This window comes from Prosthecodimorpha hirschii (assembly GCF_001305515.1).
Lineage (GTDB): Bacteria > Pseudomonadota > Alphaproteobacteria > Rhizobiales > Ancalomicrobiaceae > Prosthecodimorpha > Prosthecodimorpha hirschii.
In genome coordinates this window covers 1,299,146-1,323,105 of the sequence record NZ_LJYW01000001.1, presented here as the reverse complement: position 1 = coordinate 1,323,105, position 23,960 = coordinate 1,299,146, and the positions used below count along the sequence as shown (strand labels likewise).

The 23,960-nt window shown below is 69.5% G+C and carries 22 protein-coding genes; 14 read left to right on the top strand and 8 right to left on the bottom strand.

The annotated features are described in order from the left end of the window. Positions 1-323: 323 nt before the first annotated feature. The gene (locus ABB55_RS05740; RefSeq protein ID WP_244471976.1) at positions 324-1,700 is read right to left on the bottom strand and encodes a D-serine ammonia-lyase; all 1,377 of its coding nucleotides are present in this window, start codon (positions 1,698-1,700) and stop codon (positions 324-326) included. A gap of 352 nt (positions 1,701-2,052) precedes the next feature. Here ABB55_RS05740 and ABB55_RS05735 point away from each other — a divergent pair, with 352 nt between their 5' ends. Both ABB55_RS05735 and ABB55_RS05730 read left to right on the top strand, forming a co-directional pair. Continuing rightward, positions 2,053-3,300, top strand: a complete 1,248-nt coding sequence (locus ABB55_RS05735; protein WP_054357956.1) for an efflux RND transporter periplasmic adaptor subunit — start codon at positions 2,053-2,055, stop codon at positions 3,298-3,300. Positions 3,301-3,313: 13 nt separating this feature from the next. After that, positions 3,314-6,451 (top strand): efflux RND transporter permease subunit, encoded by a 3,138-nt coding sequence (locus ABB55_RS05730; RefSeq protein WP_054357955.1) that lies wholly within the window; start codon positions 3,314-3,316, stop codon positions 6,449-6,451. 132 nt (positions 6,452-6,583) lie between these two features. Here the strand turns inward: ABB55_RS05730 and ABB55_RS05725 are convergent, their stop codons facing one another. Continuing rightward, positions 6,584-8,035, bottom strand: a complete 1,452-nt coding sequence (locus tag ABB55_RS05725) for an NAD-dependent succinate-semialdehyde dehydrogenase (protein WP_054357954.1) — start codon at positions 8,033-8,035, stop codon at positions 6,584-6,586. Between the two features lie 287 nt (positions 8,036-8,322). Between ABB55_RS05725 and ABB55_RS05720 the strand changes: the two genes are divergently transcribed. The 3 genes from ABB55_RS05720 (at position 8,323) to ABB55_RS05710 (ending at position 10,099) form a co-directional block, all read left to right on the top strand. Then, positions 8,323-8,838: a lysozyme inhibitor LprI family protein gene (locus ABB55_RS05720; RefSeq protein ID WP_054357953.1), complete on the top strand. Its 516-nt coding sequence runs from the start codon at positions 8,323-8,325 to the stop codon at positions 8,836-8,838. 80 nt (positions 8,839-8,918) lie between these two features. Continuing rightward, entirely contained in the window at positions 8,919-9,401 is a 483-nt protein-coding gene (locus tag ABB55_RS05715; RefSeq protein WP_054357952.1) for a hypothetical protein, read from the top strand. 116 nt (positions 9,402-9,517) lie between these two features. Continuing rightward, a complete protein-coding gene (locus ABB55_RS05710) occupies positions 9,518-10,099 on the top strand; it encodes a hypothetical protein (protein ID WP_054357951.1) in 582 nt (193 codons plus the stop codon). Between the two features lie 49 nt (positions 10,100-10,148). Here the strand turns inward: ABB55_RS05710 and ABB55_RS05705 are convergent, their stop codons facing one another. From ABB55_RS05705 to ABB55_RS05695, 3 genes are all read right to left on the bottom strand, one after another. After that, positions 10,149-11,051 (bottom strand): PfkB family carbohydrate kinase, encoded by a 903-nt coding sequence (locus ABB55_RS05705; protein WP_152981932.1) that lies wholly within the window; start codon positions 11,049-11,051, stop codon positions 10,149-10,151. Between the two features lie 5 nt (positions 11,052-11,056). Beyond that, on the bottom strand, positions 11,057-12,079 hold the full coding sequence (locus ABB55_RS05700; protein WP_160321168.1) for an aldose epimerase family protein: 1,023 nt from the start codon (positions 12,077-12,079) through the stop codon (positions 11,057-11,059). Positions 12,080-12,189: 110 nt separating this feature from the next. After that, positions 12,190-12,870, bottom strand: coding sequence for a hypothetical protein (locus ABB55_RS05695; protein WP_054357949.1), 681 nt, complete (start codon positions 12,868-12,870; stop codon positions 12,190-12,192). A gap of 336 nt (positions 12,871-13,206) precedes the next feature. Here ABB55_RS05695 and ABB55_RS05690 point away from each other — a divergent pair, with 336 nt between their 5' ends. From ABB55_RS05690 to ABB55_RS05650, 9 genes are all read left to right on the top strand, one after another. Further along, entirely contained in the window at positions 13,207-14,217 is a 1,011-nt protein-coding gene (locus ABB55_RS05690; protein WP_054357948.1) for an ABC transporter substrate-binding protein, read from the top strand. After that, positions 14,207-14,992: an ABC transporter permease gene (locus tag ABB55_RS05685; RefSeq protein WP_054357947.1), complete on the top strand. Its 786-nt coding sequence runs from the start codon at positions 14,207-14,209 to the stop codon at positions 14,990-14,992. The genes ABB55_RS05690 and ABB55_RS05685 overlap by 11 nt, the downstream gene beginning before the upstream one ends. Then, on the top strand, positions 14,961-15,707 hold the full coding sequence (locus ABB55_RS05680; RefSeq protein WP_054357946.1) for an ABC transporter ATP-binding protein: 747 nt from the start codon (positions 14,961-14,963) through the stop codon (positions 15,705-15,707). Before ABB55_RS05685 ends, ABB55_RS05680 begins: the two co-directional genes overlap by 32 nt. Before the next feature lie 76 nt (positions 15,708-15,783). After that, entirely contained in the window at positions 15,784-16,734 is a 951-nt protein-coding gene (locus ABB55_RS05675; protein ID WP_244471975.1) for a quinoprotein relay system zinc metallohydrolase 2, read from the top strand. 412 nt (positions 16,735-17,146) lie between these two features. Further along, a complete protein-coding gene (xoxF5, locus tag ABB55_RS05670) occupies positions 17,147-18,952 on the top strand; it encodes a lanthanide-dependent methanol dehydrogenase XoxF5 (protein WP_054357944.1) in 1,806 nt (601 codons plus the stop codon). A gap of 161 nt (positions 18,953-19,113) precedes the next feature. Next, positions 19,114-19,593: a c-type cytochrome, methanol metabolism-related gene (locus ABB55_RS05665; protein ID WP_244471974.1), complete on the top strand. Its 480-nt coding sequence runs from the start codon at positions 19,114-19,116 to the stop codon at positions 19,591-19,593. Between the two features lie 3 nt (positions 19,594-19,596). Next, positions 19,597-20,424 (top strand): substrate-binding domain-containing protein, encoded by an 828-nt coding sequence (locus ABB55_RS05660; RefSeq protein ID WP_054357943.1) that lies wholly within the window; start codon positions 19,597-19,599, stop codon positions 20,422-20,424. 83 nt (positions 20,425-20,507) lie between these two features. Further along, complete coding sequence (locus ABB55_RS05655) at positions 20,508-21,221, top strand: PQQ-dependent catabolism-associated CXXCW motif protein (RefSeq protein WP_083463381.1); 714 nt, start codon at positions 20,508-20,510, stop codon at positions 21,219-21,221. A gap of 77 nt (positions 21,222-21,298) precedes the next feature. Then, positions 21,299-21,922, top strand: coding sequence for a hypothetical protein (locus ABB55_RS05650; RefSeq protein ID WP_054357942.1), 624 nt, complete (start codon positions 21,299-21,301; stop codon positions 21,920-21,922). 145 nt (positions 21,923-22,067) lie between these two features. Here the strand turns inward: ABB55_RS05650 and folK are convergent, their stop codons facing one another. From folK to folP, 3 genes are read right to left on the bottom strand one after another with little or no spacing between them, the layout of a single operon-like run. Next, a complete protein-coding gene (gene folK, locus ABB55_RS05645) occupies positions 22,068-22,541 on the bottom strand; it encodes a 2-amino-4-hydroxy-6-hydroxymethyldihydropteridine diphosphokinase (RefSeq protein ID WP_054357941.1) in 474 nt (157 codons plus the stop codon). Then, positions 22,534-22,902 (bottom strand): dihydroneopterin aldolase, encoded by a 369-nt coding sequence (folB, locus tag ABB55_RS05640; RefSeq protein WP_054357940.1) that lies wholly within the window; start codon positions 22,900-22,902, stop codon positions 22,534-22,536. Before folB ends, folK begins: the two co-directional genes overlap by 8 nt. Continuing rightward, the gene (gene folP, locus ABB55_RS05635; RefSeq protein WP_054357939.1) at positions 22,899-23,798 is read right to left on the bottom strand and encodes a dihydropteroate synthase; all 900 of its coding nucleotides are present in this window, start codon (positions 23,796-23,798) and stop codon (positions 22,899-22,901) included. The genes folB and folP overlap by 4 nt, the downstream gene beginning before the upstream one ends. Between the last annotated feature and the right edge of the window lie 162 nt (positions 23,799-23,960).

Here is a 23,960-nt window from a genome sequence, read left to right as displayed (position 1 = left end):
TCCGCGCCTGTAGCCTCGATCAAGGCACCCGCAGCGCGGAGGCGTCCGGCATCTGACGCTCTACTTCGTCCGCCACTGGAGCCAGTCGGGCGAACTCGGGTCCGGAGACCAAGGGTGGCGCGATCCCCAGCGGGTCTTCGAAAGCGTCCTCGGATGGTCGTCGGCGAGCCTGCTGGGGCTCGGCGTGGTGACCCTGCTCGCCGCCATCGGGTTTGGATAGGCGCCCGGTCCGGCACGGGGCGGTGCGCCGGTCCGCCGGTCCGGCACGGGGCGCTGCGTCGCTCCGCCGGTCCGCCGCGAAAGCGCCCGCGTTACCGGGCGCCTCAGAGGCCGTCGGCCCGAAGCGCTTCTTCTCCGGCCGTGAGATAGCCGGCCATCTCGTCCGGCGGGACCATGCTGCCGCCGGTCGCCCAGAGGATGTGGGTGGCGCGGGCGAGGCGGTCGGGGGTGAGGGCCATGCGGGCGCGATAGGCGGGGGTGGCGGCGATCCAGGCGGGGCCGGGGGCGCCGGCAATGGCGGAGGGCTCCAGTTCCAGGCCCTCGGTGCGCTTCAGGAGCGCGAGCAGGCGGAACAGGCGGCGGTCGGCGACGGTGAAATAGCCGTCGACCAGACGGCGCAGGGCGCGGCCGACGAAGCCGGACGGGCGGCCGACCGCGAGGCCGTCGGCGGCGGTCAGGTTGGAGAGGCCGAAATCCTGCACGGCGACGGCGTCGTGGCGGTCGGTCAGGACGCCGAGCAGCATCGCCGGCGAGGCGGTCGGTTCGGCGAACAGGCAGTGCACGGCATCGCCATAGACGAGCTTCAGCCCGAAGGCGACGCCGCCCGGGCCGCCGCCGACGCCGCAGGGCAGGTGGACGAAGAGCGGATGCTCGCCGTCGACCGCGATGCCCAGGGCGGCCAGTTGCGGCGCCAGACGCAGCGCCGCGACGGCATAGCCGAGAAAAAGGTCCTGCGAATGCTCGTCGTCGACGAAATGGCAGGACGGATCGGCGGCCGCCTCGGCGCGGCCCTGCGCCACGGCCGCGCCGTAGTCGGCCGCATGCTCGACGACCGCGACCCCGGCGGCGCGCAGCTTGGCCTTCTTCCAGGCGCGCGCGTCCGCCGACATGTGCACGGTCGTGCGGAAGCCGAGCCGGGCGCCCATCAGGCCGATCGACAGGCCGAGATTGCCGGTCGAGCCGACCGCGATCGCGTGGCGGGCGAACAGGTCCCGGGCCGCCGGCTCTGCGAGTGGGGTGGTGTCGCCGTCCGGGCCGATCAGGCCGGCGGCCTCAGCCAGCGTCTCGGCCCGCTTCAGGACCTCGTAGAAGCCTCCGCGCGCCTTGATCGAACCCGACACCGGCAGGTGGCTGTCCTTCTTGATCAGGATGCGGGCCGCGGGCGCCGTTCCGGCTTCCGCCGCCAGTGCCGCCGCGAAGGCCGGGGCGGCGACCAGATCGGATTCGATGATCCCGCCGGTCGCGGCGAGTTCGGGGAACAGGCGGGCGAGCAGCGGCGCGAAGCGACGAAGCCGGGCTTCGGCATCGCGGACATCGACGAGGCCGAGCCCGACATCGCCGAGCGCCTCGGCGGCGGGGGCGACCGCCGGATTGAACCAGGCCGTCTCGCGCGCGGCGACCAGATCGGCGATCGGCGGAAATTCGGCGATCCAGTCGGCCAGGCTGCGGCCGTGGATGATGCGGGTCCGGTCGGTGTTCAAGGCAGGGGCTTCCGGTTGACGGGGCCGAGACCCTTTTCTCGGACAAGACCCTTGTCTTGGACAAGAGCCTTGTCTCGGACGGCGGCCTCGCGGGCGAGGCCGCGCCGGCGGGGAACCCGGCGCGGTCGGGCGGCGGAGACTCTTCAAGGGAAACGGCCGCGGCGCAACAGGGACCTCGCCCTGCCGGCGCGCCGGACGCCGTCGATGCTTTGCCAAATGTTTCTTTTGTGATCACTTTTCCTTCAGGACGATAATCTATCGCTTGCGGCGTCACGATTTCATGCTTCCTGCGGTGGGCTTGAAGGCCTTCGCTCCGCCCGCCGGCGGTCGCACCTGTTCCTGAGGAGATCTCATGTCGGAAACTTCGCCGAAGCCGTTGGCGATCCTTCTGTTGCTCGCGCTGGCCGGCTGCGGCGAAAGTGGAAGCGGCAAGGCCGGGGCGGCCAGCGCGCCGCCGGCCCCGCCGCCGCCGCCCGAGGTCGGGTATGTCGTGCTGCACCCGGCGGAGATCCCGTTCCTGGCCTCCATCCCCGGCCGCACGCTCGCCTCCGCGGTCAGCGAGGTACGGCCGCAAGTCAGCGGCATCGTGCTGAAGCGCCCGTTCAAGGAGGGCTCGCTGGTCAAGGCCGGCGACCTCCTCTACGAGATCGACGACCGCACCTACAAGGCCGCGCTGGATTCGGCGCAGGCGGGCGTCGAGAAGGCGCAGGCGACCGCCGACAATGCCGACATCGAACTGAAGCGGCAGGAGCAATTGCTCCAGCGCAACACCGTCGCCCAGTCGACCGTGGATACCGCCCGCGCCACCCTGCGCCAGGCGCAGGCCGACCTGGCGCTGGCCCGCGCCAATCTGCAGACGGCGCAGATCAATCTCGACAACACCAAGGTCAAGGCGCCGATCTCCGGCCTGATCGGCACGTCGAGCGTCACCGAGGGCGCGCTGGTCATCGCCAACCAGACCGGGGCGCTGGCCACCATCCGGCAGGTCGACCCGATGTATGTCGATCTGACCGAATCCGGCGAGACGATCCTCCGGGTCCGCCGCGAGATCGAGCAGGGCAAGGTGCAGATCGCCGATGGCGGCGCCAAGGTCCGGCTGACGCTCGGCGACGGCACGCGCTACGGCGAGACCGGCTCGATCGAAGCCTTCGAGGGCAGCGTCAACGAATCGACCGGCGCCATGACCATCCGCGCCCGCATTCCCAACCCGAATCGCGGGCTGCTGCCCGGTCTCTATGTCCGCGCCACCGTCGAGGTCGGCAATCGCAGCCGGGCCTTTCTGGTCCCGCAGCTGGCGGTCAGCCGCAACCCGAAGGGCCAGGCGACGGCGCTCTTCGTCGCCGCGGACAACAAGGTGGAATCGCGCCAGCTGCTCGCGGCCGACAGCTACGGCACGTCCTGGATCGTCCGCGACGGCGTCGCCGACGGCGACCGGCTGATCGTCGACGGCGTCATGAAGGCGCGCCCAGGCCAGACGGTCCGGCCGATCGAGGTGCGCATCGGCGAGGACGGCGTCGCCCGGCCGGCGGCCGCCTCGGCACCGGCGGCCGGTTCGGCGCCTGCGCCCGCCGCGGGCGGCAACGCCGCGCCGGCGCGCTGAGGGGGAAGCCGTCATGTCACGCTTCTTCATCCGCCGGCCGATCTTCGCCTGGGTCATCGCGATCACGATCATGCTCGGCGGCGCCCTGGCGCTGACCCGGCTGCCGGTCGCCCAGTATCCCGACATCGCCCCGCCGACCGTGCGCATCAGCGCCACCTATCCGGGCGCGAGCGCCGAGACGGTCGAGAACTCGGTCACCAAGGTGATCGAGCAGAACCTGACCGGTCTGGAAAATCTCGACTACATCTCGGCCAACAGCACCTCGAGCGGTCAGGCCTCGATCACGCTGACCTTCAACAAGAACGCCAATCCGGACATCGCCCAGGTCCAGGTCCAGAACAAGCTGCAGCTGGTGCAATCCCTGCTGCCCGACGCGGTCACCCAGCAGGGTGTCACCGTGACCAAGGGCGGGCAGAGCATCTTCATGGTCGTGACGCTGATCTCGACCGACGGCAGCCTCTCGTCCGACGATCTCGGCGACTATATCGCCAGCAATATCGAGGACCCGATCCGGCGCGTGCCCGGCGTCGGCGATCTCAACATCTTCGGGTCCGGCTATGCCATGCGGATCTGGCTCGATCCGGACAAGCTGAACCGCTTCCAGCTGACCCCGGCCGATGTCGTCGCGGCGGTCCGCGCCCAGAATGCCCAGGTCTCGGTCGGCCAGCTCGGCGCCACGCCGCTGGTGCCGGGCCAGCAGCTCAACGTGACCATCACGGCGCAGAGCCAGCTGTCGACCCCCGAACAGTTCCGGGCGATCCGGCTGAAGACCGACACGACCGGGGCGATCGTGCGCCTCTCGGATGTGGCACGCGTCGAGGTCGGCGCCAAGTCCTACGCGACCTCGTCCTTCTACAACGGCCGCCCCTCGGCCGGCTTCGGCGTCAACCTCGCCACCGGCGCCAATGCGCTCGACACCGCCGTCGGCATCAAGGCCGCGATGGAGACGCTGAAGCGCGCCTTGCCGGCCAATGTCGAGGTGGTCGTTCCCTACGACACGACGCCCTTCGTCGAACTGTCGATCGGCAAGGTCGAGCACACGCTGATCGAGGCGATCGTGCTCGTCTTCTTCGTCATGCTGATCTTCCTGCAGAACCTGCGCGCGACCTTCATCCCGATGATCGCCGTGCCGGTCGTGCTGCTCGGCACCTTCGGCGTGCTCGCCCTGTTCGGCTACTCGATCAACACCCTGACCATGTTCGCCATGGTGCTGGCGATCGGCCTGCTCGTCGACGACGCGATCGTGGTGGTCGAGAATGTCGAGCGCGTCATGAACGACGAGGGGCTTTCGCCCCTGGAGGCGACCGAGAAGTCGATGGACGAGATCACCGGCGCGCTGATCGGCATCGCGCTCGTGCTGACGGCGGTGTTCGTGCCGATGGCCTTCTTCGGCGGATCGGTCGGCATCATCTACCGGCAGTTCTCGGTGACCATCGTCACCGCCATGCTGCTGTCCGTCGTGGTCGCGCTGGTGCTGACCCCGGCGCTGACCGCCTCGCTCCTGAAGCCGCATCACGGCGGGCCGCGCGGCGGCTTCTTCGGTCTCTTCAACAAGGGCTTCGGATGGCTGACCGGCGGCTATGTCGCCGGTGTCGCCGGCGTCATCAAGCGGCCGATCCGGATCCTCCTGATCTATGCGCTCCTGATCGGCGGCGCCGGCTATCTGTTCCGCGTCATTCCGGGGTCCTTCATCCCCGAGGAGGACCAGGGCATGCTGATGGTCTCGATCCAGCTGCCGAGCGGGGCGACGGAAACGCGCACCAAGGCGGTCCTGGAGCAGGTGACGCGGCATTTCCTGGACGGCGAGAAGGACGCGGTCGAGGGCGTCTTCGGCGCGGTCGGCTTCGGGCTCGGCGGCAACGGCCAGAACATGGCCATGGCCTTCGTCCGGTTGAAGGACTTCTCGCTACGTCACGAGCCGCGGCTCTATGCCCATGCGGTCGCCGGGCGCGCCATGGGGGCGCTCTCGCGCATCCGCGACGCGCAGGTCTTCGCCCTGGCGCCGCCGGCCATTCAGGGGCTCGGCCAGTCCGGCGGGTTCGACATGTATCTGCAGGATGCCGGCGGCATCGGCCGGGCGGCGCTCAACGAGGGCCGCGACAAACTGCTCGCGTCCGCCAACCGGGATGCGCGGCTCGCCGCCGTGCGCCAGAACGGCCAGCCCGATCAGGCCCAATTCCGCATCGACGTCGACCAGGAGCGCGCGGGTGCGCTCGGCCTCTCGGTCGCCGACATCAACGCCGTGCTGACCACCGCCTGGGCCGGCACCTACGTCAACGACTTCGTCGACCGCGGCAAGATCAAGCCGGTCTACGTCCAAGGCGACGCGCCCTACCGCATGCAGCCGGACGATGTCGACCGCTGGTTCGTGCGCAACGGGCGCGGCGAGATGGTGCCGTTCTCGGCCTTCTCCAGCAACAGCTGGTCGTTCGGTTCGCCCCGGCTCGATCGCTTCAATGGGCTGCCGGCGGTCAACATCCAGGGCAGTGCCTCGGCCGGCACCAGTTCCGGCACGGCGATGGAGGCGATGGAGCAGCTGGTCGCGCCGCTCGGTCAGAATTTCGCGGTGCAGTGGGCCGGCCTGTCGTTCCAGGAGCGGCTGTCCGGCAGCCAGGCGACCGCCCTCTACCTGATCTCCGTGCTGGTCGTGTTCCTCTGCCTCGCCGCGCTCTACGAGAGCTGGTCGATCCCGTTCTCGGTCATCCTCTCGGTGCCGGTCGGCATCCTCGGCGCCCTGGTGGCGGCGAAGACCTTCGGCCAGGCCAACGACGTCTATTTCAAGGTCGGCCTGCTGACCACGATCGGCCTCGCCGCCAAGAACGCGATCCTGATCGTCGAGTTCGCCCGCGACCTGCAGGCGCGCGGGAAGGGGCTGGTCGAGGCGACGCTCGAAGCGGCGCGCCTGCGCCTGCGCCCGATCGTGATGACCTCGCTCGCCTTCATCCTCGGCGTGCTGCCGCTGGCGATCGCGACGGGGGCGGCCTCGGGCGCGCAGAACGCCATCGGCATCGGCGTGCTCGGCGGCATGGTGGCCGCCACGGTGCTCGGCATCTTCTTCGTGCCGCTGTTCTTCGTCCTGATCGTCGGCCTCGCCCAGCGGCTGGCCGGATCGCGGCGGACCGGCAAGCCCGCGGAAGCGCCGGCCCACTGACCGGGCCTGCCCGGCGGGCGGGAGAGCGGGCGGGCGGGCGCCGGTGCGCCCGTTTTCGCCCGGCGTCAAAAACAAAGCCGCCCCGGATCCTGGATCCGGGGCGGCTTCAATTTCGACGGGCCGTGTCCGGCCTCAGAGGCCGCCGACGCAGACGTATTTGATGTCCAGATAGTCGTCGAGGCCGTATTTGGAGCCCTCGCGGCCGAGGCCGGAATCCTTGACGCCGCCGAAGGGGGCGACCTCGGTGGTCAGGAGGCCCTCGTTGATGCCGACCTGGCCGAATTTCAGCGCCGCGGCGACGCGGAAGGCGCGCGCCAGATCGCGGGTGAAGAAGTAGCCGGCGAGGCCGAAATCGGTCGCATTGGCGAGGCCGATCGCTTCGGCCTCGGTCTCGAAGCGGAACATCGGCGCGACCGGGCCGAAGGTCTCCTCGGTGGCGATGCGCATGTCCGGGGTCGCGTCGCGCAGCACCGTCGGGGTGAAGAAGGTGCCGCCGAGATCGTGCCGGCCGCCGCCGGTCACCACGCTGGCGCCCTTGGCGAGCGCGTCGGCGACATGGGCCTCGACCTTGGCGATTGCGGCCGCGTTGATCAGCGGCCCCTGGGCGACGCCCGCCTCCAGCCCGTTGCCGACCTTCAGCGCCTGGACCGCCTTGGCGAACTTGGCGGCGAATTCCTCGTAGACGCCGGCCTGGACGTAGAAGCGGTTGGTGCAGACGCAGGTCTGGCCGGAATTGCGGAACTTCGACAGCACCGCCTGCTCGGCCGCGCGGTCGATGTCGGCATCGTCGAACACGATGAAGGGCGCGTTGCCGCCGAGTTCCATCGACACGCGCTTCATGTTGGCGACGGCGCGCGAGGCCAGCATCTTGCCGACCGCGGTCGAGCCCGTGAAGGTCAGCTTGCGGACGAGCTGATTGTCGATGAACTCGTCGCCGATCGGCGCGGCCGTGCCGGTGACGATGTTGACGACGCCGTCCGGCACGCCGGCCTCGGCGGCCAGCACGCCCCAGGCGAGGCCCGAATAGGGCGTCAGGTCGGCCGGCTTGACCACCACCGAGCAGCCGGCGGCGAGCGCGGCGCCGACCTTGCGCGAGATCATCGAGGACGGGAAGTTCCAGGGCGTGATGCAGGCGGCGACGCCGACCGGCTCCTTCATGACCAGGATCTTGCGGTTGCCCCAGGGCGACGGGATGACATCGCCATAGACCCGGCGCGCCTCCTCGGCGAACCACTGCACATAGGCGGCCGAGCCGAGCACCTCGCCCTTGGCCTCGGCGAGCGACTTGCCCTGTTCGAGCGTCAGGAGTTCGGCGAGGCCGTCCAGGTTCTCGCGGATCAGGCCGGCGAGACGGTGCATGATGGCGGCGCGCTCGGCCGCGGTCTTGGCGGCCCAGGCCGGCATGGCCGCATGGGCGGCCGCGATGGCGCGGCGCGTCTCGGCGCGGCCGGCATTGGGCACCGTGCCGATGATTTCGCCGGTCGCCGGATTGTTGACCTCGATCACCGCGCCGGAATCCGCTCCCACCCAGGCGCCGCCGATCAGGTTGGCTTCCCGCAGAAAGGGGTTGGTCTTCTTCAGCATGGTACGGCTCCTCGATGGCGGTCGGTTCGGTTGGACATAGGACGGCGCGCCTTTCCGCGCAATCGAGCGCGATCGCGCGGGAGACCGGCACGGCGCGCAATCCCGCCCGGCCGGTCCCGCCGCCGCCTATAGGCGCGCGAGCCGGGCCACCATGGCCGGACCGCGCCAGAATTTCATGACGTTTTTCGTCATCCGGCAGCATGCCGGCATCGTCCTCTCGCCTGGCGCGGCGCCATGGCGTAGACCGGAGCCCGAATGCCGTCACCCGTCTCCGGAGCCGTCTGCCGATGGTCGCGTCCGTTCCCCTCCCGATCCGGTCCGCCCGCGCGGTCGGCATGTGCCTCGTCGCGGGTCTCGTCCTGCTCAATGCGGCGGTCGCCGCACCGGCGGCCGGCGGCGCCGATGCCGAGGTCGAGCGCCGCGCCGCCTGCATCACCCACGAGGGCGGCGACCTGCCGGCTTCCCCCGGCAAGACGCTGCCCGATCCCTGTCGCGGCATCGATCTCGAGGCCGGCGCCTGCAACGATCTCGACGGCGCACCGCAGCAGCAGTGCTTCGCCCGCGAGATCGCGCTCTGGGACAAGGTGCTGGATCGGCTGAAGTCGGTCATGGCCGACCGCAAGGGCGCCAGCGAGGCCGTCGGCCGCGCGCTCGCCGGCTTCCGCACCCATCGCGAGGCGGCCTGCCGTCTCTACGGACGCTTCGGCATCAACACCGACAACGCCTATTATCAGCCGCGCTGCCGTCTGCGCCTGACCATCGACTATGCCAAGGACACCTATCTGCAGCTCTATTCCCCATGATCGCGTGAGGCGCCGGCCTCTCGCGCCCCGCCGCGCGATGGCGTAGAGGAGGCGGGCGATCGAGGGGAACCGTACCGTCCATGGACAAGACGCTTGCCGCCCTGGCGCTTCTGGCCGTTCTGGCCGCGGGCGCCCCGCTTCCGCCGGCCAAGGCGGCCGAGGCCGACGAAGTCGCGCGCATCGCCCGCTGCCTGACCGGGCAGGGCAGCACCTTCGAAACCGGCAAGGGTGTCACCGTTCCGGAGGCCTGCCGGGCGCTCGACCGCGCGGAGGCCGTCTGCGACGCGCACGACGGCAAGGCCTTCTTGGAGTGCGTGGCCGAGCGGGTCGCGCTGTGGGACAAGGTGCTGGACCGGCTGGCCGTGACGCTCGCCGACCAGAAGGGCAGCGCGGCCGCCTTGCGCGGCCTGACGGCGGGGTTCCGCACCCACCGGGTCGCCGCCTGCCGCTTCTTCGAGCGCTACGGCGTGGCCGATGAGAGCCCGCGCCTCGTCCCGCGCTGCCATCTGCGGATGACCATCGCCTTCGCCAGGGAAACCTACCAGTCCCTGTTCCTGCCCTAAGGATATGGGATGGAATGCCCGATCGGCGCCGAGGCTGCCGGGACGACAGATGATCCGCACCGGCATTCCTTCGCATCCTCGATCCCCCCACACGCCCTGAACCCGCGGCGAGGCCCATGACCCCAGACCACGACGCGCCCGACGCCTATTCGGTCCGCAATGCCCTGTTCGAGCGGCCGGTCACCTGGCGCCTGCAGCCCGCGCGGCTCAGGATCGATGCCGGCATGAAGCAGCCGATCCATCTCGACTATGCCGACATCGTCGCGATGCGGCTGGTCTACGATCCGAAGCGCACCGAATGGAACCGCCAGCGCTGCACCATCACGGTCAGGACCGGCGAGCGCTTTTCGATCGCCTCGGTGACCTATCTCGACGTGATCCGCATCGCCCCGCAGACGGCGGCCTATGCCGGCTTCGTCCGCGCGCTCGCCCGGCGCATCGCGGCCGCCAATCCGGCCTGCCGCTTCGTCGCCGGCAAGCCGGCCTGGCTCTATGCCCTGATGCTCGCCGCGCCGATCCCGCTGCTCGGCCTGCCGCTCGCCTGGCTCTCGACCCTGGGCGTGAAGGGGCGGGATTTCCTGTTCTATGCCGGCGTGCTGCTGGTCATCGCCGGCCTGCCCTGGCTCTACACCCTGTTCCGGCACAAGCCGCGCAGCTTCGATCCGCGGGCGATCGCCGACGACATGCTGCCGCGCTGAGCCGTCCCGCCCCGGTGGGTATGCCCGCTTTAGGGGCGTGACGATCCGGTCACGCCGGCGGCAGCTCGCCGAGCGCCGCCTCGACTGCCGCCCGGTCCGGCGCGCCGGCCTTGCCGCCGAAGACCCGGCATTTCAGCGCCGCCGCGACATTGGCGAAGCCCACCGCCTCGATCTCCCCGGCCCCTTCCGCCAGCCGCAGCGCGAAGGCGCCGTGCCAGACATCGCCGGCGCCGAGCGTGTCGACGGCGTCGACCGGCAGGCTCGGCACGCGCTGCGGCCCGTCCGCACCCGCCACGAAAGTCCCGGCGGCGCCGTCGGTCACGGCGAGCCAGCCGGGCAGGCGGCTCCGCGCGATCGCCAGCCCGGCGACGGGATCCGCCGTGCCGGTCAGATCGGCGAGGCCGATCGCCGAGAAGACGACATGGGAGGCCGCTTGAAGCGCCGCGTCGAGGGCGCCGAGCGGCGGCTCGGCATCGAGGATGCCGGGCCGGCCGGCCTGGGCCGCGAGCCGCAGCGCGGGCGCGGCGGCGCCGATCCAGCGCGTATCGGCCAGCACGGCGTCGAGATCCGGCGCCAGCGCCTCGGGCAGGATGTCGAGGCACTCGGGCAGGTCCGGGTCGCGGAAATTGACGATCAGCCGCTCCCCGCCGGCATCGACCATGATCGCCGAGATCGAGGATTTGCCCCCGGCCACCTTCGCGACATGGCGCGGCTCGACGCCTTCCCGCCCGAGATCCTCCAGGATGCGCTCGGCGATGGCGTCGGCGCCGAAGCGGCCGGCATAGACGGCGCGGCCGCCGAGCCGGGCGATCGCCGCTGCGGCATTTCCGGCGCAGCCGCCGCCGCCCTCCGCGAAGCGCGTCGCCCGCACCTTGCCGGCCCGGTCCGGGATCGCCTCGATGCCGAACACCATGTCGTAGGCTGCGATGCCGACGCAGAGCACGCCCGCCATGCCGGTCACCGCGCCGAGAAGCGGTATTCGGTCACCTGCCGGTAGGTCTCTCCGGGCCTGAGCTCGGCCGAACCGAAGTCCGGCCGGTTCGGCGTGTCGGGGAAGAGCTGCGGCTCCAGGCAGAAGCCGGCCGCCGGGCCGAACGTTCGACCACCCGTGCCGGGCACGGGGATGTTCATCTTGGCGGCGTCGTAGACCTGCAGGCCGGGCTCGGTCGACCAGACCTCCAGCGTCGTGCCGGTCTTCGGGCCGGTGGCGCGCGCAATGAAGCGCGGCTCGACGGCGCGGTCGCGGGCGACCACGAAATTGTGGTCGTAGGCGACGCGGCCGCCGTCGCGCTCGAGCCGGATCGGGCGCGGCCGGCGGAAGTCGAAATCGGTGCCCGCCACGGGAAGGATGTCGCCGGTCGGGATCAGGTCGGCATCGACCGGCGTATAGGCCTCGGCGGCGATCTCCAGGACATGGTCGAGCACGTCCGGCCCGCCGTCGAGGTTGAAATAGCTGTGCGGTGCCAGGTTGACGACGGTCGGCGCATCGGTGACGGCGGTCAGCTCGATGCGCAGGATGCCGTCGCCGGCGATCGCATAGCGGCAGCGCGCCGTGACCTGCCCCGGATAGCCCTCGTCGCCGTCCGGCGAGACCAGTTCGAGCGCGCAGGCCTTGGTGCCGCGCTCGACCACCTTCCAGGCGCGCTTGCCGAAGCCGCGCACGCCGCCATGCAGATGATGGGTCTCGCCCGGCTTGCGGTTGAGCTCGATCTCGCGCCCGTCCAGGGTGAAGCGACCCGCGGCGATGCGGTTGGCATAGCGCCCCGCGATCGCCCCCATATGCGAGGCATGGGCGAGATAGTCGTCGATCGTCTGCAGCCCGAGCACGGTCCGGCGCGGGCCGTCGCCGGGATCGAAGGTCAGCTCCCGGATCGAGGCGCCGTAGCCGATGATGCCGACCGAGAGGCCGCCGCCGGAGATCCAGAGATTGGCGATCCCCGTGCCGTCGGGCAGGAAGCCGAACATGTTGACCGGTGCCATGGCGCATCCCCCGATTTGCCCGCCGGCCCCCGTCGTTGTGGAGGCCGGCGCCGAGTTTAGGCCATCGGGGGAGGGGACGGGAACCGAAAAGCGCCGTCCCGGCCGACGCTTCAGCCGGCCTGCAGCGCCGCGCCCGCGCCGGGGCGTCCGTGTGCCGCCTGCCCGGCCGGGACCGTCCAGCGCATGAACAGCCATGCGGCGATGGCGCCGTAGATCACATGGCCGACGAAGCTCATGTAGGAGAGTTCGCCGCCCTCGCCGAGCAGATAGAAGGACAGGCCGCCGCCGAGGGGGGCGAACAGGCCGAGCGCGTTGAACCAGGTGAAATTGCCCCACGAGATGGCATCGGCGATGGCCGGATCCCGGTTGATCGCCCGCGTCGCCAAGAGGCCGACGACCGCCGTGTAGAAGATGAACATCAGCGGCGTCCCGGTGCCGTCGACGATCTGCCCGATGCACGCGCCCGTGAAGGTCACGAACACGACCATGTCCAGCACCAGGCCCCAGCGCGGCACCACGCGCGAGATGACGAAGAAGGCGAGCGGATAGCCGACGATGCCGACCCCGTAATGCAGCGCCTCGCGCACGAGGGTGGGTACCTGGAGGCCGAACAGATGATTGGCGATGGCGTCGATCAGCCCGGCCGGCTCCAGCGGATAGCCGAGCACGGCCTTGGTCAGCACGCGCGCCCAGAGTTCCCAGACCAGGAGCCCGAGGGCGCCGCCGCCCAAGAGCTTGGCCAGGACGCCGCGCGCGCTCAGTTCCGTCCGCAAGGTTTCGATCGTGGTCATGATGGGGGTCCGTTCCGCAGGTCGTCGGGTCCGATCCGCCGCCGGTCCGCGACAGGGATCGGGCCGGCGGATCAGGCGTGTCTCTCCTCCCATTCGTTGCCGAGGGGCGGAACGGGCATCACTTGCGCGTGAGCGGCCATGGGCCGCGCCCAGTGCGGGCGCCGGACGATCCTCCGGAAGCCGGGGGCCGGCCCGCGCGGGCGGCTCCGGTCCTTGCCGGCCTGTCGCATTTCCTTATTGATTTCTTATGTGATTTTGCCTCCTGCGACCTTGCCGTGCCTTGTCTTCCCGGTCCGCCTTCTATTTTATCCCGCAAGTTCCATTCGGGAGACGGTCATGGTCGGTTTTGCGCGGAGGTCGGTCCTGGCGCTGGCGCTCGCCACATCGGCGGCCGCGCTCGCGACCGGATGGGGCGCCGGCACCGCCGCGGCGGCCGAGCGGCTGAAGGTCGGCGTGCTGAAATTCGGCACCGTCAGCTGGGAAACCTCGGTCATCAAGGCGCACGGGCTCGACGCGGCCGCCGGCGTCGAGATCGAGATCGTCGAACTCGCCTCCAACGATGCCGCGCGCATCGCCTTCCAGGCCGGAGAGGTCGACACCATCGTCTCCGACGTGCTCTGGGCGGCGCGGCTGACCGCCGAGAACCGGCCGGTCGTCTATATCCCGTTCTCGGCCACCGAAGGCTCGATCATGGTCGCGGCCGGATCGCCGATCCGCACGCTCGCCGACCTCAAGGGCAAGAAGATCGGCGTCGCCGGGGGCGCGCTCGACAAGGGCTGGCTCCTGATCCAGGGCTATGCAAGGCAGTCGGCCGGCATCGACCTGACGCGCGACGCCGAGCCGGTCTTCGGCGCGCCGCCGCTTCTGCAGCAGAAGTTGGAGACCGGCGAACTGGATGCGGCGCTGTTGTTCTGGAACTTCGCCGCGCGCCTGGAGGCCAAGGGCTTCCGCGAGCTGATGCCGTTCGACGAGGCCGCGCGCAAGTTCGGCATCGAGGGCAACGTCTCGCTGCTCGGCTACGTGTTCCGCGCCGGTTTCGCGGCCGAACATCCGGCGGCGCTGAAGGGGCTGGCCGAGGCCTCGCGCAAGGCCAAGGCCCTGCTGGCCGGCTCGGAGGCCGAATGGCAGCGCATCCGGCCGCAGATGCGCGCCGAAGACGACGCCACGTTCCAGGCGCTCAGGCGCCGCTTCCTGGACGGCATCCCGAAGCGGCCGGTCGAGGCCGAGCAGGCCGATGCGCGCCGGCTCTACGCGATCCTGGCCGAGATCGGCGGTGAACGGCTGGTCGGCCCGGCGCGCACGCTGCCGGACGGCATCTACTGGTCGGGGCTGAAAGGTGGCTCCTGACGGCGCCGGCCGGAGCCGCGGCGCGCTCAATCGGTCCGGCCTCAGGGTCCTCTCGCTGGTCGTCTTCCTGCTCGTCTGGGAGGCGATCGCGCTTCTCGCCGGCCGCGCGACCATGCCGTCGCCGCTCGAGGTCGGCCGCTTCATCGTCGCCGAGACGGCGGCCGGCGAATTGCTGCGTCATCTCGCCTATACGCTTGCCCGGGTGGCGGCCGCCTTCGTGATCGCGATGGCCATCGGCACGGCGATCGGCATCGCCATGGGCCGGTCGCAGCTGATCGACCTGTTCGGCGACAGCTGGCTGATCGTGCTGCTCAATACCCCGGCGCTGGTCATCACCGTGCTCGCCTATGTCTGGTTCGGCCTCAACGAGGCGGCCGCGATCGGGGCGGTCGCGCTCAACAAGATCCCCAACGTCGCCGTGACCATGCGCGAGGGCACCCGGGCGCTCGATCCGAAGCTCGACGAGGTCGCCGAGGTCTACCGGATGTCCGCGCTCGACCGGCTGCGCCATGTCGTGCTGCCGCAGCTCGGCTCCTATCTGGCGGCCTCGGCACGGTCCGGACTGGCGCTGATCTGGAAGGTGGTGCTGCTGGTCGAACTGCTCGGCCGCTCGAACGGCGTCGGCTACGCCATCCATCTGCATTTCCAGAATTTCGACGTGACCGCGATCCTGGGCTATTCGGTCGCCTTCGCGACCGTCATGCTGGTGATCGAATATGCCCTCGTGCAACCGGTGGAACGGCATGCTTCTCGCTGGCGCATCCGGCACGCTTGAGGTCCGCATCGACGAGAAGCGCTTCCGCTCGGCTGAGGGCGGGGCGGTCACGGCCGTTGCCGGGCTCGATTTCTCGGTGCCCGCCGGCGACTTCGCCTGCCTGATCGGCCCGTCCGGCTGCGGCAAGTCGACCACCCTGCGCATCCTGCTCGGCCTCGACCGCGACTTCTCCGGCCACGTGACGCTGCCCGCCGCGGGCGCACGCACCGGCGTCATGTTCCAGGAGCCGCGCCTGCTGCCCTGGCGCACGGTCGAGGACAATGTCCGCCTGATGCTGCCGCCGGCCCGTCGCGGCACCGATCTCGGCCCGCTCTTCGCCGAGCTTGACCTTGCGGAGGCGCGGACCCGCTTTCCGCAGGAGCTGTCGCTCGGCATGGAGCGGCGCGTGGCGCTCGCCCGCGCGCTCGCCGTCGAGCCCGACCTCCTGGTGCTCGACGAGCCGCTGGTCTCGCTCGACGACATGACGGCGGCCCGGCTGCGGCGGCTGATCGCGGCGGCGGCGGCGGTGCGCGGCGTCACGGTCCTGATGGTCACCCACAATGTGCGCGAGGCGCTGGAGATGGCCGACCGGCTGATTCTGCTCGCGCCGCGGCCGACCCGGGTGATCGGCGAGGAGCGGCTCGACCGGCGGCGCGGCGATCGGCCCCCCGTCTGGATCGATTCCATCCGCGCCGATCTGGCGCGGCGCTATCCGGGGACGATCTCCGAGGATTGAAGGCGCCGGGCGCCGAACCCCGCCTGTCGCGGGCCGCCTCCGGCGCTGCAGGAAGCCGCTGCCGCAGGAGAAAACGATGCGTCATTTTGCCCTTCACACCATGGCGGCGCGGCTGGTCGCGCTGGCCTGCGGCCTCGGAATCTTGTGCGCTGCAGCATGGGCCGAGGAGACCCCGCTGCCGGTCCAGGAGGTCGCGCCGGGGCTGTTCGTCTACCAGGCGCCCTACCAGTTGGCGGCACCGGTCAACGGCGGCGCCATCGGCAATGTCGGTTTCGTGGTCGGCGGCGACGCGGTGGCGGTGATCGACACCGGCGGCAGCGCGGCGGCCGGCCGGCGCCTGCTCGCCGCCGTGCGGGCCAAGACCGACAAGCCGATCCGCTGGGTCATCAACACCCATTTCCATCCCGACCACGTGCTCGGCAACGTGGCCTTCCGCGCCGACGGGACCCGGTTCGTCGGTCACGCCAACCTGAAGCTCGCGCTGCTCAGCCGCGCGACCGTCTATCTGGAGGCCAATCGGCGCCTGGTCGGGGAGGCGGATTTCGCCGGCACCGAGATCGTGCCGCCCGACGAGGCGGTCGCGGAACGGCGCGAGATCGATCTGGGCGGGCGGATCCTGGTGCTGGAAGCCCATCCGACGGCCCATACCAATGCCGATCTGAGCGTGTATGACGCTGCGACCCGCAGCTGGTGGCTCGCCGATCTCCTGTTCGTGCGCCACGTGCCGGCGCTGGACGGCAGCCTGGCGGGCTGGCTGAAGGTGATGGCGGAGGCCGCCAAGCGGCCGGTCGACCGGGTGGTGCCCGGCCACGGACCGGCCTCGCTCTCCTGGCCGGACGCGATGGCGCCGCAGTGGCGCTACCTGAACAGACTGCGCGACGATGTCCGCGCCATGGTCGCCGACGGCCGCACCATCGCCGAGGCGGCCGCCAAGGCCGGCATTTCCGAGCGTGATGCCTGGGCGCTGTTCGAGGATTTCAATGCCCGAAACGCGACCGCCGCCTTCAAGGAGATGGAATGGGAGTAGCAAAGCGCCATGCCTCGAATTCAGGCAGGCGCCCATCCCGTGGGCATGCCCGGCGGGTCTTGAGAACGTTTCCGAAATGATAATTGCTGCAATGCATTAAGAGGGCGAGCCGGAATGTCGCAGGGGGCGCGGGCTCCGCAATGCCTTTCCGGCGGGCCGCTACGTGAAAATACGTATTGCCGCGTAAGAGGGCTCTTATTAGGGTCTTCTCAGTCTTCGGCTTCAACCACCTCATGTCTGGGAGCGTGAGGTGCGGTTCGTAGGCCTGGCAGGGACGGAAGCGCCCTGTGTGTAGACCGACTCATGTCCGGTCGTGACACGCTGCCGAAGATCTGGTTCCCGAAATTCGGTGTTCTGGCGGCGCTTTCCCGTGTGCGGGACGCGGTGTCGGTCACGCTTGGGAGGAAGCCTTATGATCATCAAAAAGTTCGTGGCGGCGCTTGCCGGTACGGTCGCTCTTGCGGCGCCGGCCTTCGCCAACGACGAAATCATCAAGCTGACGCAGGACCCCAATCAGTGGGTCCTTCAGACGGGTGACTACGCCAACACCCGCTATTCGAAGCTGAACCAGATCAACAAGGACAACGTCTCGAAGCTCCAGGTTGCCTGGACCTTCTCGACGGGCGTCCTGCGCGGTCACGAAGGTTCGCCGCTCGTGGTTGGGGACGTGATGTACGTCCACACCCCGTTCCCGAACATCGTCTACGCGCTCGACCTGAACAACGAGGGTCGCATCCTCTGGAAGTATGAGCCGAAGCAGGATCCTTCGGTCATCCCGGTGATGTGCTGCGACACCGTCAACCGCGGCCTCGCCTATGGCGACGGCAAGGTCTTCCTGCATCAGGCCGACACCACCGTCGTCGCCCTGGACATGAAGACCGGCAAGGAAGTCTGGAAGGTCGTCAACGGCGATCCCAAGCGCGGCGAGACCAACACCGCCACCGTTCTTCCGGTGAAGGACAAGGTGATCGTCGGCATCTCGGGCGGCGAGTTCGGCGTGCAGTGCCACGTCACGGCCTACGACATCAAGACCGGCAAGCGCGTCTGGCGCGGCTACTCGATGGGCCCGGATGATCAGACCCTGATGGATCCGGTCAAGACCACCCATCTCGGCAAGCCGGTCGGCAAGGACTCCGGCATCAACACCTGGCAGGGCGACCAGTGGAAGACCGGCGGCGGCTGCACCTGGGGCTGGTATTCCTACGACCCCAAGCTGAACCTGATGTATTACGGTTCGGGCAACCCCTCGACCTGGAACCCGAAGCAGCGTCCGGGTGACAACCGCTGGTCGATGACCATCTGGGGTCGCGATGTCGACACCGGCATGGCCAAGTGGGTCTATCAGATGACCCCCCATGACGAGTGGGACTTCGACGGCATCAACGAAATGATCCTCACGGATCAGGAGATCGGCGGCAAGGTTACGCCCCTGCTGACGCACTTCGACCGCAACGGTCTCGGCTACACGCTGAACCGCGAGAACGGCGATCTGATCGTCGCCGAGAAGTTCGATCCGGTCGTCAACTGGACCACCGGCGTCGACATGAACAAGTCGAGCCCGACCTATGGTCGTCCGGCGGTCGTGGCCAAGTACTCGACCGAGCAGAACGGCGAAGACGTGAACTCGAAGGGCATCTGCCCGGCGGCTCTCGGCACCAAGGACCAGCAGCCTGCGGCCTACTCGCCGAAGACCCAGCTGTTCTACGTCCCGACCAATCACGTCTGCATGGACTACGAGCCGTTCAAGGTGACCTACACCCCCGGCCAGCCCTATGTCGGCGCGACCCTTGCGATGTATCCGGCCCCGAACAGCCACGGCGGCATGGGTAACTTCATCGCCTGGGACGGCAAGACGGGCAAGATCGTCTGGTCCAACAAGGAGCAGTTCTCCGTGTGGTCCGGCGCCCTCGCCACGGCCGGCGACGTGGTCTTCTACGGCACGCTCGAAGGCTATCTGAAGGCCGTCGACTCGGTGTCGGGCAAGGAACTGTACAAGTTCAAGACCCCGTCGGGCATCATCGGTAACGTGATGACCTACACCAACAAGGGCAAGCAGTACGTCGCCATCCTGTCGGGCGTCGGTGGTTGGGCCGGTATCGGTCTGGCGGCCGGTCTGACCGACCCGAATGCCGGTCTCGGCGCGGTCGGCGGCTATGCGGGTCTCAGCAACTACACCGCTCTCGGTGGCCAGCTGACCGTCTTCGCTCTGCCCAACTAAGATCTCCGCGATCTGCGACAAAGGGACCGGCGTCACCTCGTTGACGCCGGTCTCTTTTTTTCTACATAAGACAAGGACTAGGGCAGCCGGTCAGGCCGTCGTCAACGGTAGCGTCGTTTGGGAGAAAGCGCGCCATGTCGATCAAGAAGTCAGTATATCTTATGGTTTTCTTAGGCGCGCTGGCCGGTGCTGGGTCCGTCATCGCAGGTCCGGCCGTGAAGTCGGAAGACGGCAAGTATCTCGACAAGGACGGCAATCCGACCTGGAACAAGAAGGACGACGGCACCTGGGACTGGTACACCTTCTCGGGCTACCGCCGCTATCACGCCGAATGCCATGTCTGCCACGGCCCGGACGGCGAGGGCTCGACCTACGCCCCGGCGCTGCGCGTCTCGCTGCAGACTTTGACCTACGACCAGTTCCAGGAGACGGTCGTCAACGGTCGCACCGTGCACACGGCCGGCAAGGAGAGCGTCATGCCCTCCTTCGGCACGAACAAGAACGTGATGTGCTACATCGACGATCTCTACGTCTACCTGAAGGCCCGCGCCGACGGTGCGCTGGCGCGTGCCCGGCCGGAGAAGCGCGAGGCGAAGGTCGACGCGATCAAGCAGTACGAAGACGCCTGCATGGCGAACTGAGCCATGAACAGCCGGATCGCCGCCTGCCTTCTCGTCGCCCTTTCGCCGCTTCCGGCCGCCGCCCAGCAGCGGCCGGCCGTGGTCTCCGACGAGGCCTTCCGGGTCTGCGGCGATCCCGCCAACATGCCGTTCTCGAACCGCGACGAGGGCGGGTTCGAAAACAAGATCGCCGAGCTGATCGCGGCCGAGGTCAAGCTGCCGCTGCGCTATTTCTGGATGCCGCAGGGGCCCGGCTTCGTCCGCAACACGCTCGGCACCAAGCTGTGCGACGTGATCATCGGCTATGCCTCGGGCGCGGACCCGGTGCAGAACACCAATGCCTACTACAAGTCGGCCTTCGTGCTGGTCACCAAGACGGGCGGCCCGCTCGACGGCGTCGACCGCCTGTCGGACGAACGGCTGAAGGACAAGCGCATCGGGCTGATCGCGGCGACGCCGCCGTCCGACTACATGCTGCGCTACGGCCTGCTGCCGAAGGCGAAATCCTATCCGCTGATCGTCGATCGCCGCTACGATTCGCCCGCCGAGGCGATGATTTCGGACATCGTCTCCGGCGAGATCGATGCCGGCATCCTGTGGGGGCCGAACGGGGGATGGTTCGCCCGGCAGGCTTCGGCGCCGCTGACCGTGACCGCCCTGACCCACGAGACCAACGGTCCGCCCATGTCGTTCCGGATCACCTTCGGCATCCGCCACGGCGAATTGGAGTGGAAGCGCCGGCTCAACGAACTGATCGCCGGGCGCCAGGGCGAGATCGACAAGATCCTGCTCGGCTATGGCGTCCCGCTGCTCGACGACCAGGACCGGCCGATCACCAAGCCGCGCAGCTGATGAACGCGCCGGCGACTGCCGTCCGGCGGCGGTCGCCCCGATCCACTGCCGCCGCACAGGTCGGCCGCCCCGGAGAGTGATCGATGGCCCGCCCCGTGCCGATCCGCCGCCTCCCGACCGGGCGCATCGCCGCCGTTCTCGCCGTCGCCATCCTCGGCGCGTCGGTGCCGGCCATCGCCGCCGCCCTGTTCGGTAGCGCTGGCGCCGCCGCGGCCGAAGCCGCACCGGTCGAGCCGGACGGCTACCGGATGGACGACTTCCGCACCCCGACGCCGGAGACGCTGAAGGGCGCGCGAGTGGTCGATGCCGACCCGGCCTATGACCTCTGGGCGGGACGGGACGCGCTGTTCGTCGATGTCCTGCCGCGGGCGCCGAAGCCCGCCAACCTGCCGCCCGGCACGATCTGGCGCGACAAGCCGCGCGCCAACATCCCCGGCTCGATCTGGCTCGCCAATGTCGGCTATGGCGCGCTCTCGCCCGAGATGGACCGCTATTTCCGCGCTGGCCTGCAGGCGATCACGGGGGGCGACAAGAGCCGGCCGATTGTGTTCTATTGCCTTGCAGATTGCTGGATGAGCTGGAATGCCGCGCGCCGGGCCATGCTCGAATATGGCTATTCGAACGTGACCTGGTTCCCGGGCGGGACGGACGGATGGGCGGAAATGAACTTTCCGACGGAGAAATCCGAACCCTGGATCGAGGGCGAGCCGGCGCCCGCGCGGCCTGCCGGGCCGCCACCGGTCAAACCGGCAATCGTGCATTCGACACAGTCGACGCCGACAGTGTCGAAGCCGTAGCGGCCCCACTCCGGCCGCAAAGCCGGCCGGTCCGGGGCTCCTCCCGGACGGCCGATCCTCGTGGGCGGTGAACCATCATGTGCGAATCGTCCAGCGGCCGGCCGCGCCGCGCCGAGACTCCGGGGGAGCCGGAAAAGACCGTTTCGGCGGGGCTGCAGCAAAAGAGCCTTTCGGCCGCCGTCGCGGCCATCGCCGTTCCGACCGTCGTGGCCGTCGCCGTCGCGGCCGTCGCCGCCGCCCTGCTTTCGGCGGCGCTCGCCGTCCCCGCCGGCGCCGAGACGCGCGAGGCCGTCGCCGGCAAGATGCGCCTGCGCTACGAGAGCAGCCGCTGGACGCTGTCGAACGTCACGCCCGACAGCTTCGTGCTGACCCCGTCGGACCCGCTCGACCGCAAGCGCAGTCAGGTCACCGTCCTGCGCTCGCCGCAGAACTGTGCCGATCTGGCGAAGGCGCATCTGCCGGACTCGCTCTACGTGGTTCCGACCATCGCGCCCGACACGCTCGCCGGTCGCCGCGGCGAGCGCCATACCGCCCATACCCTGTGCCGCAATGCCACCCCGCGCGGCGAGCTGCTCTGCGTGCCGACGCCGTCCGGCACCTACGCGCTGATCGCGACGATCGCCTCCTGCCGCGGCGGCCCCGGCTTCGGCCGCGGCGACCCGTTCGAAGACTTCTTCGATTCGGTCCGCTTCCTGCCGTGAAGGCGAAGCGGCGCTGACCAGGCTGGACCGCGTGACGCCCGATATTTGAGCAAGGTCCGATCAGAGCGACCGGCCTTGATCGGATGAGCTTGCGTACGCAAAGACAGCTGGAGCGCCATCCGATCCCTGCGGATCGACCCTGCCCCTATCCCAGCCGTTCGATGCCGGCGCGATCGATGCGTTCCGCCACGTCGCCGACGCGCTCGCCCTTGACGATCAGGTCGGCGGCGATTTCGGCGAGGGGGACGACCACGAAGGCGCGCTCGAGCATGTAGGGATGCGGGATGACCAGGCCGGGCAGGTCGACGGTGCGGTCGTCATAGGTCAGGATGTCGATGTCGAGCGTGCGCGGACCCCACTTCTCCAGGCGCCGGCGGCCGAATTCCTGCTCGATCGACAGCACCAGCGCGAGCAGATCCGCGGGCGCGAGGTCGGTCTCCAGGGCCACGCAGGCATTGACATAGGGCGGCTGGTCGAGCTTGCCCCAGGGCGGGGTGCCGTAGTCGGCCGAGCGGGCGATGACCGTCGCGCCGCGCGCGACGAGGCGGTCGACGGCGGCCGCGATGGTCGCGCGCACGTCGCCGATATTGCCGCCGAGACCCAGATAGGCTCTAGCCATCCCGGCTCCGCTCGATCTCGATGGTGACGCCGTCCAGGATGGTCGGGATCGGCGCGGCCGGCTTCTCGACGCGCACCAGCACGGAGGTGATGATCGCGAAACGCTCCAGGATCTGGCTGGCGACCCGCTCGGCGAGCGCCTCGATCAGGTGGAAGCGCTGCCCGGTCGAGACCTTCACGACGATCTCGGCGATCTGGTCGTAGGAGGCCGTCTTGTGCCAGTCGTCGCTGGTCCCGGCCGGCTTCAGGTCGAGCCGGGCGTCGATCGAGATGTAGAAGCGCTGGCCGAGCCGCTCCTCTTCCGGGAAGACGCCGTGATAGGCGTAGACGGCGATGCGCGACAGGAGGATGCGGTCGGTCATCGTTCGGTCCCCGTGATGGCCGTCCCTGTGATGGCCGTCCCCGTGGTGGCCTTCCCCATGATGTCCTTCCCCATGATGGCGTCGGCGATGCGTGCCGCCTCGCGATGGGCGAGCACGTCGTGGACGCGGATGATGTCGGCTCCGTTGGCGATGGCCATGACGTTGGACGCGATGGTGCCGTTGATCCGCTCGCGCGGCGTCTTGTCGAGCAGCTTGCCGATCAGCGACTTGCGCGACGTGCCGACCAGCAGCGGGAAGCCGAGCCTTTTCAGGTCGCCGAGCCGGCGCAGGGCGTCCAGATTCTGCTCGAAGGTCTTGCCGAAGCCGATGCCCGGATCGAGCACGATGCGGCCGTCCGGGATGCCGGCGGCGCGCGCGATGGCGAGGGTCCGGTCGAAGAAGGCCTTCATCTCCTCGACGATGTCCAGGCTCCCGTCGACCGTCTCGCGATTGTGCATGGCGATCACCGGCGCGGCGAAATCGGCCGCGACCCGGGCGATCTCGGGTTCGCGCTGCAGGCCCCAGACGTCGTTCAGGATGCGGGCGCCGGCCTCGAAGGCGGCTCGCGCCGTCACGGCCTTGTAGGTGTCGATCGAGATCGGCGCGGCGACGCTGGCGACGGCCTGGCGCAGCACCGGCAGCACGCGCGCCATCTCCTCCTCGGCCGGCACCGCGGTATGGCCGGGCCGGGTCGATTCCCCGCCGATGTCGAGAATGTCGGCGCCCTCGGCGACCAGCTCGACCGCATGGGCGGATGCCGCCTCGAAGCTCGCGAACAGCCCGCCGTCGGAGAAGCTGTCCGGCGTGACATTGAGAATGCCCATGATCAGCGTGCGCCGGCCGAGATCCGGCAGGCAATCGATCCGGGCGGCCGAAGCCGCGGGATTGTCGGTCAAGCGCTCCTCCCTGGCGACCCGGCGCACGGCCGGATGTCTCGCGCTGGCCGAGAGCTATAGCGGATCTCGCGAGCGATGGCGCGCGCCGTCTTCGCCGCAGGGGAGGCGGCCGGCAGCGTCGGGCAGCGGCGAGGTGCCGCGGCGCGGGGCCGTGTCTTCACA

Coding starts and splice junctions, on each gene's coding strand:
- ABB55_RS05735 (WP_054357956.1), top strand. CDS start 2,053: ATGTCGGAAACTTCGCCGAAGCCGTTGGCGATCCTTCTGTTGCTCGCG.
- ABB55_RS05730 (WP_054357955.1), top strand. CDS start 3,314: ATGTCACGCTTCTTCATCCGCCGGCCGATCTTCGCCTGGGTCATCGCG.
- ABB55_RS05725 (WP_054357954.1), bottom strand. CDS start 8,035: ATGCTGAAGAAGACCAACCCCTTTCTGCGGGAAGCCAACCTGATCGGC.
- ABB55_RS05720 (WP_054357953.1), top strand. CDS start 8,323: ATGGTCGCGTCCGTTCCCCTCCCGATCCGGTCCGCCCGCGCGGTCGGC.
- ABB55_RS05715 (WP_054357952.1), top strand. CDS start 8,919: ATGGACAAGACGCTTGCCGCCCTGGCGCTTCTGGCCGTTCTGGCCGCG.
- ABB55_RS05710 (WP_054357951.1), top strand. CDS start 9,518: ATGACCCCAGACCACGACGCGCCCGACGCCTATTCGGTCCGCAATGCC.
- ABB55_RS05705 (WP_152981932.1), bottom strand. CDS start 11,051: ATGGCGGGCGTGCTCTGCGTCGGCATCGCAGCCTACGACATGGTGTTC.
- ABB55_RS05700 (WP_160321168.1), bottom strand. CDS start 12,079: ATGGCACCGGTCAACATGTTCGGCTTCCTGCCCGACGGCACGGGGATC.
- ABB55_RS05695 (WP_054357949.1), bottom strand. CDS start 12,870: ATGACCACGATCGAAACCTTGCGGACGGAACTGAGCGCGCGCGGCGTC.
- ABB55_RS05690 (WP_054357948.1), top strand. CDS start 13,207: ATGGTCGGTTTTGCGCGGAGGTCGGTCCTGGCGCTGGCGCTCGCCACA.
- ABB55_RS05680 (WP_054357946.1), top strand. CDS start 14,961: ATGCTTCTCGCTGGCGCATCCGGCACGCTTGAGGTCCGCATCGACGAG.
- ABB55_RS05675 (WP_244471975.1), top strand. CDS start 15,784: ATGCGTCATTTTGCCCTTCACACCATGGCGGCGCGGCTGGTCGCGCTG.
- xoxF5 (WP_054357944.1), top strand. CDS start 17,147: ATGATCATCAAAAAGTTCGTGGCGGCGCTTGCCGGTACGGTCGCTCTT.
- ABB55_RS05665 (WP_244471974.1), top strand. CDS start 19,114: ATGGTTTTCTTAGGCGCGCTGGCCGGTGCTGGGTCCGTCATCGCAGGT.
- ABB55_RS05660 (WP_054357943.1), top strand. CDS start 19,597: ATGAACAGCCGGATCGCCGCCTGCCTTCTCGTCGCCCTTTCGCCGCTT.
- ABB55_RS05655 (WP_083463381.1), top strand. CDS start 20,508: ATGGCCCGCCCCGTGCCGATCCGCCGCCTCCCGACCGGGCGCATCGCC.
- ABB55_RS05650 (WP_054357942.1), top strand. CDS start 21,299: ATGTGCGAATCGTCCAGCGGCCGGCCGCGCCGCGCCGAGACTCCGGGG.
- folK (WP_054357941.1), bottom strand. CDS start 22,541: ATGGCTAGAGCCTATCTGGGTCTCGGCGGCAATATCGGCGACGTGCGC.
- folB (WP_054357940.1), bottom strand. CDS start 22,902: ATGACCGACCGCATCCTCCTGTCGCGCATCGCCGTCTACGCCTATCAC.